Raw genomic sequence first — 13,309 nt, 5'->3', positions numbered from 1 at the left:
CCTCTCAGTCGGCCGGAACGGCGATCAACGGATAAACGCCGTTCTCGTCGTGCACCTCCTGCCCGGTGACAGGGGGATTGAACACGCACAGCATCCGCATCCGTGTCCGGGTCCGCACCTCATGCTTCTCGTGTCCGTCGAGCAGGTACATGGTGCCCGGGGCGAGATCGTAGGTGCGGTCGTTGGTCAGGTCGTGCAGGGTGCCTTCACCCTCGACCAGCCACACCGCTTCCACATGGTTCTGATAGTGGAAGACGTGAGAGGTACCGGCTTCGATGGTGGTCTCGTGAAATGAGAACCCCACTCCATCGCCGCCCAGCACGATCCGTTTGCTCCGCCACTTCTCGGCGCCGACATCGCGGTGGGTGCCGGTGATCTCCTCGGTGGTGCGTACGATCATCGGTAGTTTTCCTCTCAGCTGCAAACGGTTTCGACGGCGTCGCTCAAAATGTGCAGGCCCTGGTCCAGTTCGTCCTCGGCGATGGTCAGCGGCGGGAGCAATTTGACGACTTCGTCGGACGCGCCCGAGGTCTCGGCCAGCAGGCCGCGTTCGAACGAGACCTGGCAGACCTTCCCGGCCTGTGAGGCGTCGTCGAAGACCAGCCCGTGCACCAGGCCACGGCCTCGGGTGGACACCCCCGGAACGGCCCCGGCGATCTCATCGAGCGCCGCGGCCACCCGCTTGCCCTTGGCGAGGGTGGACTTCTCCAATTCATCATCGGACCAGAAGTGCTCGAGCGCCACCTGCGCGGTCACAAAAGATGGATTGTTACCGCGGAAGGTGCCGTTGTGCTCACCGGGTGACCACACATCGTGCTCGGGCTTGAACAGCACCAGCGCCATCGGCAGGCCGTAACCGCCGACCGACTTGGACAACGTCACGATATCGGGAGTGATACCGGCCGATTCGAAGGAGAAGAACGGGCCGGTCCGGCCGCAACCCATCTGGACGTCGTCGACGATGAGCAGGATGCCGCGCGCGGCGCACAGGGAGGCCAGGTGCCGCAGCCATTCGTCCCGAGCCAGGTTGACACCGCCTTCACCCTGCACGGTCTCCACGATGACGGCGGCCGGCCGGTCCATACCCGACGACGAATCGTCGAGCACGCGTTCCATCCACAGGAAGTCGGTGGTGGCGCCGTCGAAGTAGCCGTCGTAGGGCATCGGGGTGGCGTGGTTGAGCGGGACGCCGGCGCCCGCGCGCTTCATGGCGTTACCGGTCACCGACAGGGCGCCGAGCGTCATCCCGTGGAACGCGTTGGTGAAGCTCATGATGGTCTGACGACCGGTCACCTTGCGGGCCAGTTTGAGCGCGGCCTCGACCGCGTTCGCACCGGTCGGCCCGGGGAACTGGACCTTGTAGTCCAGGCCGCGGGGGGCCAGCAGGGTATCGCGGACGGTTTCGAGTAGTTTGCGCTTGGCAATGGTCGACATATCCAGGCCGTGCGTGATTCCGTCGCCGGCGATGTAGTCCACCAGCGCCGATTTCAGCACCGGGTTGTTGTGCCCGTAGTTGAGCGCGCCCGCCCCCGCGAAGAAATCGAGAAAATCTTTACCGGACTCATCACGCAGCCAGGCGCCCTGCGCGGTCTCGAAGACTGTCGGCCAGGAACGGCAGTAACCGCGGACATTCGATTCGATTTCGTCGAAGATCGTCGTTTCGGCGGCAATCATGAGTGATCCCTTTCGGTTTTACGGGCGATCGGGGAAATGTGGTAGAGGTCCTCGGCAGCATGGCTGTCCGGGAAAACATCCGGCTCGAACAGTTCGCTGCGCACCATTTCGGCACCGCGGCGGCGGGCCAGCGACGCGAACATGGCGATCGAGGCGGGATTGTCGGGGGATACGGTGGTCTCCAGCGCCTCGACGGCGCCGCCGGCCGGATGGCCGGGCGCGGTGACGGTGGATACCAGCCAGTCCAGCATGGCGACCCCCAGGCCACGGCCACGCTGGTCGGCGTCCACGGCGACCTGCCATACGAACAGGGTGCCGGGCGCTTCGGGTCTCACATAGCCGGTCACGAATCCGACGACTCGGCCTTCGCTCTCGACGACTACCGAACTGGCGGCGAAATCGCGACACCACAGCAGGTAGGCGTAGCTCGAATTGACATCCAATACTTGCGACTCGTCGGCGATCTGCCACAGTCGCGCGGCGTCGGTGATCCGCGGTGCCCGCAGGACCACGCCGGTACTGGCGGGCTCCGCATCGGTGGCGGCGGACGAAGTGGCCGAGTCGTTGCCGGCAGGGCCGGCGGTCTGCGTGGACTCAGTTTGTAAAGACATACAACTCCGATGTCTGCGTGCAGTACTTTCCCAGGCTCACGAATTAACTCCGAGACAACTGGTCGAGCTCTTTACGGTCGTGTTACAGGCGTGTTAAGTGGGCCCCTCTCGTTGAATAACCGGAATCCGGAGAACGAAACGCGCAATGCGGAAGGGCGCTCCTCACATTCCACCCTTCCGTGGGATGCGGCCGACGTTTCGGCGCCCCGCGCCGGGCCTCCGTCCGCCCCTGCGGGGCCGGCGCGACGGCAGCCCGCGCACACGATCGCAGCCCCGGCCCGCACCGGTGAATCCACGAACGACCGGCGCTGATCGACGCCACCACGTTCACCCGGTGCGGTACCGGACGTGCACACCGCGATTCGTCTTCGCGGTACCGGGCCAGTGAATCCATCGCCCGCGCCGAGGCGGCCAGGGGGGTAGGCAGTTCGTGACCCACGTCACCGGGTAGCAGGCACTCGAGGCCGGTGCGATCCCGGCCCGACGCCGACGAGCCGGGCTTCACGACGCAACCCCGGTTGCGCAGCGTTCGGCGCCCCGTACCGAGGCCGATACGGGTTGCGCTCGTCGCGCCGGCCATGATCTAGAGCTGGACGTCCAGCCGGTAACCGAGACCGCGAACGGCGGCCACGATCCGCGGGTCGGATAATTCCTGCCCGGCTCCACCGCCGGGTCTCGGAGCGATGATCGTGGCGCCGGGAACACCGGTCGCGCACGGATGGGTGAGCGCGGCCTCGGCTTCCGCGGCCACCGCGACGTCGTAGCCCTCGTTCTGCGTGGCCGGGCGCACAGCGCCCCGCGCCCGCTCGTCTTCCACGATCATCAGGTTCGCGCTCAATATTCAATCCCTTGCAGACGCACGTGGCGTGCCGCGGCGCGGGTTTCGCATCCCCATACCGACGCGACAGCCCGCTACTCAGCTTACTCGAGCAACCTTTCGGTTATACGAATAGCCAGAAGTCCCGCCGGGTAAACCCCCAGAGTGAAATGCCTCACGTTCAGATATCGCCGGCGCGTTCCAAGCGGAAGAAGTTGCTGGGCGTGCCGTCGGGACGCATCTCCTGATACCGGAAGTTCAGCTTCCGGGCGTCGAAGGTTGCGAACCAGTCGGCCCAGCTGACCGGCTGCAGTACCGCCCCGCCGTAGTGCGGGAAATCCAACCGCAGGACCCCCACCTCACCGCCGTACTGACTGCCGGGCGTCGTCGCCGGGTTCGCACCGCGCCGCTGGGCCCACTGGCGGATGACCTCATGATTCGTGGTGACCATGGTTGTTCCGGGAGCGGCGGACAGGCCACCCTTCATGACGAACCTCCTTGCGGTAGGTGCGTACGTGCTCTCCCCGGCGCGACCTCGGTAGTCACACCGGCTTTCCCGTCTTGTACCCGACTTCGCACTCTTGCAAACACAGCGGACACCGAGATGTCCGCCATGTCCGTGGCCCCGCGCCCCGGCGGAGCCGCCGCGGCAGCGGCCGGTTCACCGCGTTGCCCGATATTTGCCGAAGCCGGTTATCGAATCATCCGGCGGCGGGAATCGGGGTCAGCGCGACTGTGATGTTATCGCTGCCACCACAGACGACGGCGTAGTCTACGAGCGCCCGTGCGCCCTCGGCGATCGGCACGCCGAGTACGCGCCGGGCCAGATCCGCCGCGCCGGGCAGGTAGTTCCAGAGCCCGTCGGTACACAGCAGCAGCGATCCGGGTGTATCCGCGAAGTAGGTCCGGATACTGTCCGCGGACCACGGCTGCTGACCGGCGTCGGCTCCCAGCCAGCGCATCAGGGTGTGCGCCCGGGGATCGGCCATGGCGGCCTTCTCGTCCATGGCGCCGGCTTCCACCAGCGTCTGCGCCCACGAATCGTCCACGGTGAGCTTCTGCGCCCCGGCCAGCACCTCCGGATGCCCCGGGCGGGCCGGCTGCTGGGCCGCGGGCGCGCCGGCCGCCAGCCAGTAGGCACGGCTGTCGCCGATATTGGAGACGGTGATCGAGATACGACCCTCGGTCTCGGTACGCACGATGGCCGAGACATAGGTGCACGACGGCGCGTCGCCGTCGGGACCGACCAGATTTCGCACCGCCTCCGAAGCCGCCGCCATCCCCGCGGCGGTGGCCTCCTCGGCCGTACGATCACCGGCCAGCGCGGCCAGGCACGCATCGACTCCGGTGCGCGCGGCGGTGCCCGAGGCGGCCTGCGGGTCCGGAGAGGACGAGACTCCGTCGCAGACCACCAGCACGATGGTCTCCGGCTCCCCGTTGTCACCCGGTACCACCGCGGCGGCCACGGCATCCTCATTGCGCGCGTGCAGGATTCCGCGATCGGTGACGAGACCGACGACCCCCAGATCGGCCTCGAAACGATCCTGGACACGATGCGGATGCTCACAGGTGGGACAGCGCGGGCCCCGGCTCTGCGTCCCGCAGTTCACGCACACCACTTCGGCGAACTCGTCGTCCGGGAGGGCGACCCGGTGGATACCCGAGGCCAGCGACTGCCGCGGCACGGTCGCTTCCGCGGCGGCGGCGCGGCGACGGGTATCGAATGTTTCCCGCACCCGCGGTACCGGCTCGGTCACCGCGTCGAGAATATCCGCCGGGTCGGCGCCTCCGGCGTTCGCGTCAGGGTTCATCCGGCCGCCACATTCATGAGTAGTTTCCGGTGCTCGCCGATCCGGATATTCCGGATATCTCGGGTCCGCACACCGTCCCCCTTCGTTCGACCCGTTCCGTACTGACGATCGACGATAGTACGCGGTACGCGCACGAGTGAGTTCACCCGCGCTCCCGCACCGCGCGCACCGCTTTGCGCGCTGCCACCAGCACCGGATCCCATACCGGCGAGAAGGGAGGCGCATAGCCGAGATCGAGTGTGGTCATCTGCGCCACCGTCATTCCCGCGGTCAGCGCCACGGCCGCGATATCGACGCGTTTGCCCGCGCCTTCCCGGCCCACGATCTGCACTCCGAGCAGCCGGCCGCTGAGCCGTTCCGCCAGCATCTTCACCGTCATCACGGGCGCGTCCGGTAGATAGCCGGCGCGACTGGTGGATTCGATGGTCGCGGTGACGTACTGCAGGCCCACGGCACGAGCGTCCTTCTCCCGCAGGCCCGTTCGCGCCACCTCGAGGTCGCAGACCTTGCTGACGGCGGTGCCGACGACCCCGGGAAAGGTCGCGTATCCGCCGCCGATATTGGCGCCGATGATCTGACCGTGTTTGTTCGCATGCGTCCCGAGCGCGATATGCCTGCGCATGCCCGAGACCAGGTCCAGCACTTCGACACAATCCCCGCCGGCCCAGATGTTGTCGTACCCGGTCACTCGCATGGCCGAATCGGTGAGCAGCCCGCCGTGATCCCCGATCGGCAGTCCGGCCGCGGCGGCCAAGGTCGTCTCGGGCACCACCCCGATCCCGAGGACCACCACATCCGCCGGATGTTCGCGACCGGCGGCGAACACCGCCCGGACCCGGCCGTCGTCTCCGGTGCGGATCTCGGTGACCTCGCTGTCCCCGACCACGTTCACATCCAGACCCTGCAGCGCCTCGCGCACAAGCACACCCATATCCGGGTCCAGGGTCGACATCGGCTGGGCGCCGCTGTGCACGATGGTGACCTCGTAACCGCGCCGGATCAGCGCCTCGGCCATCTCGACACCGATATATCCGGCCCCGACCACCACCGCTCGCCGGCCGGTACCGGCGGCCAGCGCCGCGATGAGCGCCTCGCCGTCGTCGAGGGTCTGTACACCGTGGACTCCGGGGGCGTGGATTCCGGGCAGGGCCGGCCGGATCGGGCGCGCCCCGGTCGCCAGGACGAGATGGTCGTACCCGGTCCAGGTCTCGGCACCGGTGGCCAGGTCCCTGCTGCGCAGCCGGCCCGCGGACAGATCCAGTTCCACGACTTCGTGGCGCAGGCGCACATCGATTCCGCGCGCCCGGTGCTCCTCCGGGGTCCGGGCGATGAGGTGATCGCGCTCCCGCACATGGCCGCCCACCCAGTACGGGATACCGCAGGCGGAGTACGAGGTGAAATGGCCGCGTTCGAACACCACGATCTCGAGCTCCGACGCCACCCGCTGCCGCCGGGCCTGGGCGGCCGCCGACATTCCGGTCGCGTCCCCGCCGACGACCACCAACCGCTCTGTCATGAGATCAAACTACCCAGCCGGCGCCCGATGCCACCCGCACCGGGCTTCCGGTCTGTATTCCACCCGGGCGGTCGCGGGGCCCGGCATCGTGCTCCGGTTCCGTCGATCTCCGGTATCCGGCCGGGCGGTCGCCTCCTCAGGCGGACCGCGCGGCGCTACGCGGCAGACGGCTCGCCGCGCCGCGCGCCCGGCCCCCGGAACCGGTGGTCTCGGACCCGTCGCGGCCGGTGAAGGTCAGGATCCCGTCCTCGATCGGGCTCTTGCGCAGGTAGGCCCGGTCGCGGAAGTAGCTGTTGACCACCTTCCACGGGCCGCCGGTCCCCTGCCGCGGCATGACCGCGTCTCCGCGCTGGATGTACCCGGAACTCAGCGCACCGCCCATGACCGACACCTCGGAGCGATCGGAATCCCGCGCCCGGACCACGAACCGGCTGTACCCCTTGTCGCGCATCCGGTTCAGCACCCGGCAGAAGTACTCGGCGGCCAGATCGGCCTTCAGCGTCCAGGAGGCATTGGTGTACCCGAGCACCATCAAGGCGTTCGGCACGCCGTCGAGCAGCGAGCCCTTGTACATGACCAGGTCCCGGGTGACCACCGGCTCACCGTCCACCTCGAGCGCTACACCACCCAGGATCTGGATGGTCAGCCCGGTGGCGGTCACGACGATATCGGCTTCGATCTCCTCGCCCGAGGAAACCCGGATACCCCGTTCGGTGAAGGTTTCGATGGTGTCGGTGACCACCGAGGCGTCGCCGCGACGCAGGGCTTTGAACAGGTCGCCGTCGGGTACCACGCACAGGCGCTGATCCCAGGGTGCGTACTCGGGGGTGAAATGGCGCATGTCCACCCCCGGGCCGACCGCCATCCGGACCCACTTCAGGAACATCTGCCGGGCCAGCGTCGGCTGCCGCCGCGACAGCTGGTAGCTGGCCTGCTGTACCGCGATATTGCGCGCCCGCCCGACGCGATAGGTGAGCCCGGCGGGTGAGCCGACCTTCGTCAGCCCCACCGCCACCGGGTCGTCGCCCGGGATGGAGGCGATATAGGTGGGCGAGCGCTGCAGCATGGTCACATGGGCGGCCTCACCCACCATGGACGGCACCAGCGTGATCGCGGTGGCCCCGCTGCCGATCACGACCACCTTCTTGTCCCGGTAGTCCAGATCTTCCGGCCAGTGCTGCGGGTGCACGATCCGGCCGGTGAACGCGTCCTCGCCGGGGAACGTCGGCCGGTGGCCGTTGTCGTAGTCGTAGTAGCCGGTGGCCCCCACCAGGAAGGTACTGGTCCAGATCTCCTCGGCGCCGGTCTCTTCCTCGACGGCGCGCACCGTCCACCGGTTGTCCGCGCCGGACCAGCTCGCGGAGACGACCTTGCGGCCGAACCGGATCTTCGGCGACACGCCGTATTCGTCGGCGGTCTCGGCGATGTAGCGGCGGATGCCGGCGCCGTCGGCGAGCATGCGGGTTCCGCGCCACGGCCGGAAGCCGTAGCCGAAGGAGTACATATCGGAGTCGGAGCGGATGCCCGGATAGCGGAAGAGGTCCCAGGTACCACCGACCGCGGTGCGGCGCTCCAGGATCGCGTAGCTGCGCCCGGTCTCCTCCTTCTCCAGGTGACAGGCCACATCGATACCGGACAGACCGGCTCCGATGATCAGTACGTCGACATGCCGCGTCATTGCGTTCCTCGTCTGCTCGTGCCCGGGGTCGTCGCCAATCATGACAGACACACCATTTACATGTAACCGAGAGTACTTGATAAATCCCGGGTCGCATGCCGCGAGGCGGATTCCGCCCGCCCTGCCCGTTCCCGAGCAAGGCAGGCGGCTCGAAGGCCTGGACCTACAATCCGCTCAACCTGCGGCGAATGTGATCTAAAACACAATTATTCCACACCGCGTATGGCCGTGGGCCCACGGTCGGCTCCGCACACTCATACGATCCGCGGACCTGGGTGGAGGACGGCGGGCCGCCCCGTTCCGGCCACATCCGCGGCAGCGGGAACGCCCTCAGCAGCAGACCACCGCCACGGTGGCGGTGGCACCGCCCAGCGAGGCGAACGCGATCGGCACCGCCACCGGGACACCTCGCCATCGGCGCCCCCGCGCGGGGCGGGCCGTGGCGCGTTCCCGCGACAATCGCCCGGTACGCCACCGGCGTCCCAGCGCCCCCGCGGTGATCAGCAATGTCGCGATCAGCATCCCGGCCCCTCACACCCCGGCCGTCGGCACCCGGCGGGCACCCGAATCGGATCCGGCGCGCCCGGGCGCCGGCACCACACCCTCGTGCAGCAGGCTCTCCGCGGTATCCCGCACCGTCTCCCCCACCGGCCGCATCGTCCATCCCAGGTCGCGCCGGGCCCGGGCGGCGCTGACCCTCTCGACCCGGCCCAGCGACGGAACCGTCAGACGTAGTCCACGATCGAACAGCGACACCAGGCGTACCAGCGAATCGGGCAGCGCACGGGTGGCGACACGGAATCCGCGCGGCCCGTATGCCTCGGCCAGGATCTGGGCCATATCCCGCATCCACACATGATCGCCGGCGCAGATGTAGCGGTTTCCGGCCGCCTGCGCGGTCTCCATGGCCAACCGGTGCGCCACCGCCAGATCGCGCACGTCGACCACCGACCATCCCACTCGCGGCACGCCCGGGGCAGCGCCGGCCAGCAGCCGGCGGACCGGTTCGTGCGAGGTGCTCGTCTCCGGGGACAGCACCGGGCCGAGCACCATTCCCGGATTCACCACGACCAGCTCGAGACCGCGCGCCGCGGGCAGGGATCCGGCGAATTCCCACGCCGCGCGCTCGGCCAGTGTTTTGCTGCGCTGATACGCCGGGCTGCGCTCGACCACGGTCCAATCCGCCTCGGTGCGTACCGCGTCGTCGCGATGCCCGTGCGCGATGGCGGCGATCGAGGAGGTCAGCACCACTCGCCGCACGCCGGGCGCGGCGGCCGCGGCCCGCAGCACCCGCAGGGTGCCGTCCACCGCGGTGCGGATCAGCTCGTTGTCGTCGGCGGGCGGGGTCGCCGGGAAGGGCGAGGCCACGTGCAACACCTGCGTACAGCCCGCGACGGCTTCGGCCCAACCGGCGTCGTGATCCAGGTCGGCCGCGACGAATTCCAGGTCACCGCCCACCCGGGCGGCATGCTCGACGAGATGCGCCCGCCTGCCGGTACCGCCGAGGTCGCGTACGGTGCCGCGGACCGCGTAACCGTGCTCCAGCAATTCGACGACGATATGCCCGGCGACGAATCCCGTGGCGCCGGTGACGAGTACCCGTGTGCTCATTTCCATCCTCGATCCAATTGATCTGAACGCTGCTCAGATAATCTAAGCACCGTATAGATTTGCTGTCCAGACCCTGTCGGCGTGCGGAACGCCCGGCGCTTACGCTCGGAAGGTGACCCGGACCTCCTACCACCACGGCGCCCTGCGGGATGCCCTGCTGGCCGCCTGTCTGCGCCTCATCGAAACCGAGGGCATCGCGGCGGTGAGCCTGCGCCGGGTGGCCAGGGAAGCCGGGGTGAGTTCCGGCGCTCCCTACCACCATTTCGCCGATCGCGCGGCACTGCTGGCCGATCTCGCCACCCAGGGTTTCCGATTGCTCACCGACCGGCTCTCGGCCGCCCGCGCCACCGCCGACTCTCCCACCGCGGCGCTCCTCGCACTGGAACAGTGCTATATCCGGTTCGCCCGGGAGCAGCCCGGATACTTCCGGCTGATGTTCCGCCCGGAACTGTCCCAGCCGGAGAAACATCCCGAGACCCGCGCCGCCGGCGAGGCCGCCTTCGGCGTACTGGCCGACGCCGTCGCGGCCTGCGTGACCGCCGGTGAACTGCCTCCGGACCGCGCCGAACCGACCACCCTGACGCTCTGGGCGCTCGGACACGGCCTGGCGTCGCTGTGGCTCGACGGCCAGCTGGACAAGCGTGGCACCCTGTTCGGCACGACAGCGGCCGCCCTGGTCGATTCGGTGGTCGACGGCATTCCCGGGTTTCTCGGCAGCGGCTCGGGAACACCGCCCACGCTCCCGCCGCGGTGATCGGGTCCGCGCCGCCGACCACCGGCGGAACCTACGAGAGCGCCGTCACCGCTTGGCCGCCGCTTTGCCGGGTATGCCCGGCATAGAGTGAACTGGACTCGGGTCCGCGCCGCCGACCCGAGCCGACCAGGAGGATTGTTGTCGATGAATGCCACGAAGGCCCGCGCGGGCCTGCTGATCGCGGCCGCTGTGCTCACGCTGACCGGCTGTACGGAAATCGAACGAGCCATGAACAAAGGCGGCGATACCCCGTGCCGTGAATACGTTGAGCAGGATCAGAAGACCCAGCGCGTCACCATCACCAAGTTCCTGGAGGAACAGCAGGGGGCGGAACCGAGCGGTACGAACGTGGATCTGTCCATCGCGGCGGTGAACGCGCTGTGCAGCGTGCAGGCCAATGCCGACACTCCGATCGAGCGGGCCGACGTCGCGGGTATCTTCATCCGCAAATAGGCAGGCGCGCACCGGTTCCGGAGGCGCCGCAGCGCCGTTCGAGGCGGACCGGCCGCCTACTCGGCCCCAGTCGGCGAGCACACAGCGTTATACCACAAGCGTTTTCGGGCGATCACGGGTATCCCCTCGCTCCGACGAGCGCAATACGCAAGAATGTGTTCGCAAAAGTGCCGGCCGCCACGAGCCGGTAACTCGGACGGTGGGTGAGCGAATCCCCGGGCCCGTCCGATACGGGGCCGGAGACGATGCACAAGGGAGCGACATGTTTCATCGGATCGATTCGGCAACACCACCGCCGTGCCACGGCGCGACGCGGAGTTGCTGATGGCGTATCGCAGCGACCGAGTCGCGGTAACCGATCGGGCCCGCAACGCGTTACGCGAGTTGATCGAACAGCACGGGCCCATCCTGCTGTACCTCCCGCACCGGGATTCCGCCGACCCGCAACCGAGCTGGCTTCCGATCCGCGATTTCCGTGCGGCCGAGGGCGATACACTGTTCGGCCGCCTCGCCTGGCATACCGAACTGTGGATGAGCGCGCAGGCCTATACCCGTTTCGAGCGCGAACACCTCACCGTGGACGTCCCCGCCGGCGCGGGTCCGGCCCCCGGAAGTGACTCGACCGACGGGTCACCTCCCGAGGAGGCCGCGATCTTCCTGCTCCGCACCCGCCGCCTCAGCGCCGCGGAAGCCGCCGCACTGGACAGCCGCAGGCGCGGCAACCACGGCACCGCCACCTGACCCGCCTCAGCGGCCGGGCAGCCACCGTAGCGACCGGGCGATCGTCATCAGCACCCGCTGCCACAGGTCGCGGGGGATCAGTGGTGGCGGGTCCAGGTTCAGGAAACGGGTGGACACCACCGATTGCGGTTCGGTGTATTTGAGCAGCCCCTCGGGCCCGTGCCGGCGGCCCACGCCGGAGATCCCGGTCCCGCCCATCGGCGCCGCGGTCGTCCCCCAGGCCGGGGCATAACCCTCGTTCACGCAGACGGTACCGGTCCTCAGCAGGCGGGCGATCCGTTCGCCTTCGGCGACACTGCCCGCCCAGACGCTCGCGTTCAACCCGTATTCGGTGTCGTTGGCCGCGGCCACCGCCTCGGCCACGGAATCGACCGGATAGATCGAGACCAGCGGACCGAAGGTCTCTTCGCGCGCGCAGACCATCTCCCCGGTGACACCGGTGAGCACTGCCGGTTCGAAGAACAATGGACCGATATCGGGCCGGGCCACACCCCCGACCCGCACTTCGGCGCCCTTGGCGACGGCGTCGGCGAGATGGTCGGTCACGGTACGCAGCTGCGCCGCGGAGATGAGCGAGCCGATATCAACCGAATTATCGTATGCGGCACCGAGTTTCGCCGACGAGACGGCCGCCGTGAACTTCTCGGTGAACTCCGCGGCCACCGCGCGGTGCACGTAGATCCGCTCGATGGAGATGCACAACTGGCCGGCGTTGGAGAAGCACGCCCGGACCGCCGCCCGCGCGGCGCGGCCGATATCGGCGCCTTCGGTGACGATCATCGGGTTCTTGCCGCCCAGTTCGGCGGAGAACCCGATGAGCCGCGAGCCGCACCGCTGGGCGAGCGTGCGCCCGGTGGCCGAGGAACCGGTGAACATCAGATAGTCGCAGCAATCGACCATCGCCTCGCCGACCACCGGGCCGGGGCCGGTGACCACCGCCAGCAGATCCCGGGGTAGCCCGGCGCGGTAGAGCAGTTCGGCGCCGGCGAGCGCGGAGAACGGCGTCGAGCTGTCGGGCTTGAGGACCACCGCGTTACCCGCCAGCAGCGCCGGAATCGCATCGCCCAGCGACAGCACCAGCGGATAGTTCCAGGGCGCGATCACCGCGACGACTCCCTTGGGCCGGACATCGACGAACGCGCGGTTCAGCACCGGGAAGGCACCGGGCACCCGCCGCTCACCCAGCAGCGCGGGGGCCACGCGCGCGAAATACCGCGCGGCGAACATCAGCCCCATGACTTCTTCCTGGGCCGCCCAGCGCGCCTTCCCGGTCTCCGCCTGGATCACATCCATCAGTGCCGCGCGCTGGGCCACGACCAGTGCGCGATAGCGGTGGAACACCCGGGCGCGTTCCCGCGCCGGGCGTCCCGCCCAGTGGGACTGCGCCGCGCGGGCGCGGGCGACGGCCTCGGCGACATCCTCGGCCGTGCCGACCGGCACCGACCCCAGCGGTTTGCCGGTGAAGACTTCGTCGATGATACGAGGTGGGCGAGCCGCGGCAGCATCGATCGCGACCAGGGAGCGCAACCGGTCGAAGACTTCGGTTTCCGGTACGGGCATCACGCCTCCTACCTGTCGGTATTCGCGAGGTGAGGACAAATCTACTCACGATGCGCCGGTCCGCGGCAGTGCCGCCACGCCGC

Annotated in this window: 14 protein-coding genes; 3 read left to right on the top strand and 11 right to left on the bottom strand. The window is 68.5% G+C overall.

What is annotated here, in order from left to right; all coding sequences use genetic code 11:
* Positions 1 to 4: 4 nt before the first annotated feature.
* The 10 genes from ON38_RS11355 to ON38_RS11310 form a co-directional block, all read right to left on the bottom strand.
* On the bottom strand, positions 5 to 400 hold the full coding sequence (locus tag ON38_RS11355) for an ectoine synthase (protein ID WP_039824644.1): 396 nt from the start codon (positions 398 to 400) through the stop codon (positions 5 to 7).
* Positions 401 to 414: 14 nt separating this feature from the next.
* On the bottom strand, positions 415 to 1,674 hold the full coding sequence (ectB, locus tag ON38_RS11350) for a diaminobutyrate--2-oxoglutarate transaminase (protein ID WP_039824642.1): 1,260 nt from the start codon (positions 1,672 to 1,674) through the stop codon (positions 415 to 417).
* Complete coding sequence (ectA, locus tag ON38_RS11345; RefSeq protein ID WP_083872539.1) at positions 1,671 to 2,285, bottom strand: diaminobutyrate acetyltransferase; 615 nt, start codon at positions 2,283 to 2,285, stop codon at positions 1,671 to 1,673. The genes ectB and ectA overlap by 4 nt, the downstream gene beginning before the upstream one ends.
* A 583-nt stretch (positions 2,286 to 2,868) precedes the next feature.
* Positions 2,869 to 3,123 carry a hypothetical protein gene (locus tag ON38_RS11340; RefSeq protein ID WP_157181732.1) on the bottom strand — a complete coding sequence of 85 codons (255 nt, stop codon included), beginning with the start codon at positions 3,121 to 3,123 and terminating at the stop codon, positions 2,869 to 2,871.
* Positions 3,124 to 3,283: 160 nt separating this feature from the next.
* Positions 3,284 to 3,589, bottom strand: a complete 306-nt coding sequence (locus ON38_RS11335) for a hypothetical protein (protein ID WP_039824637.1) — start codon at positions 3,587 to 3,589, stop codon at positions 3,284 to 3,286.
* Positions 3,590 to 3,803: 214 nt separating this feature from the next.
* Positions 3,804 to 4,913 carry a PP2C family protein-serine/threonine phosphatase gene (locus ON38_RS11330; RefSeq protein ID WP_051164609.1) on the bottom strand — a complete coding sequence of 370 codons (1,110 nt, stop codon included), beginning with the start codon at positions 4,911 to 4,913 and terminating at the stop codon, positions 3,804 to 3,806.
* A gap of 142 nt (positions 4,914 to 5,055) precedes the next feature.
* The gene (locus ON38_RS11325; RefSeq protein WP_039824635.1) at positions 5,056 to 6,429 is read right to left on the bottom strand and encodes an FAD-dependent oxidoreductase; all 1,374 of its coding nucleotides are present in this window, start codon (positions 6,427 to 6,429) and stop codon (positions 5,056 to 5,058) included.
* A gap of 136 nt (positions 6,430 to 6,565) precedes the next feature.
* Positions 6,566 to 8,107, bottom strand: a complete 1,542-nt coding sequence (locus ON38_RS11320) for a flavin-containing monooxygenase (RefSeq protein ID WP_039824634.1) — start codon at positions 8,105 to 8,107, stop codon at positions 6,566 to 6,568.
* 330 nt (positions 8,108 to 8,437) lie between these two features.
* On the bottom strand, positions 8,438 to 8,629 hold the full coding sequence (locus ON38_RS11315; protein WP_039824632.1) for a hypothetical protein: 192 nt from the start codon (positions 8,627 to 8,629) through the stop codon (positions 8,438 to 8,440).
* Positions 8,630 to 8,638: 9 nt separating this feature from the next.
* Entirely contained in the window at positions 8,639 to 9,718 is a 1,080-nt protein-coding gene (locus ON38_RS11310) for an NAD-dependent epimerase/dehydratase family protein (protein WP_039824736.1), read from the bottom strand.
* 112 nt (positions 9,719 to 9,830) lie between these two features.
* Here ON38_RS11310 and ON38_RS11305 point away from each other — a divergent pair, with 112 nt between their 5' ends.
* From ON38_RS11305 to ON38_RS11295, 3 genes are all read left to right on the top strand, one after another.
* A complete protein-coding gene (locus tag ON38_RS11305) occupies positions 9,831 to 10,472 on the top strand; it encodes a TetR/AcrR family transcriptional regulator (RefSeq protein WP_039824630.1) in 642 nt (213 codons plus the stop codon).
* Between the two features lie 144 nt (positions 10,473 to 10,616).
* Positions 10,617 to 10,925, top strand: a complete 309-nt coding sequence (locus ON38_RS11300) for a hypothetical protein (protein ID WP_039824629.1) — start codon at positions 10,617 to 10,619, stop codon at positions 10,923 to 10,925.
* 324 nt (positions 10,926 to 11,249) lie between these two features.
* A complete protein-coding gene (locus ON38_RS11295; RefSeq protein WP_157181731.1) occupies positions 11,250 to 11,666 on the top strand; it encodes a DUF779 domain-containing protein in 417 nt (138 codons plus the stop codon).
* A gap of 6 nt (positions 11,667 to 11,672) precedes the next feature.
* Here ON38_RS11295 and ON38_RS11290 read toward each other — a convergent pair whose 3' ends face one another.
* On the bottom strand, positions 11,673 to 13,226 hold the full coding sequence (locus tag ON38_RS11290; RefSeq protein WP_039824627.1) for a succinic semialdehyde dehydrogenase: 1,554 nt from the start codon (positions 13,224 to 13,226) through the stop codon (positions 11,673 to 11,675).
* Positions 13,227 to 13,309 lie beyond the last annotated feature (83 nt).

Source organism: Nocardia testacea NBRC 100365 (assembly GCF_000308775.1).
GTDB lineage: Bacteria > Actinomycetota > Actinomycetes > Mycobacteriales > Mycobacteriaceae > Nocardia > Nocardia testacea.
Note: the sequence above shows the minus strand (reverse complement) of the source record. Positions and strands in the feature narration are given on the sequence as shown.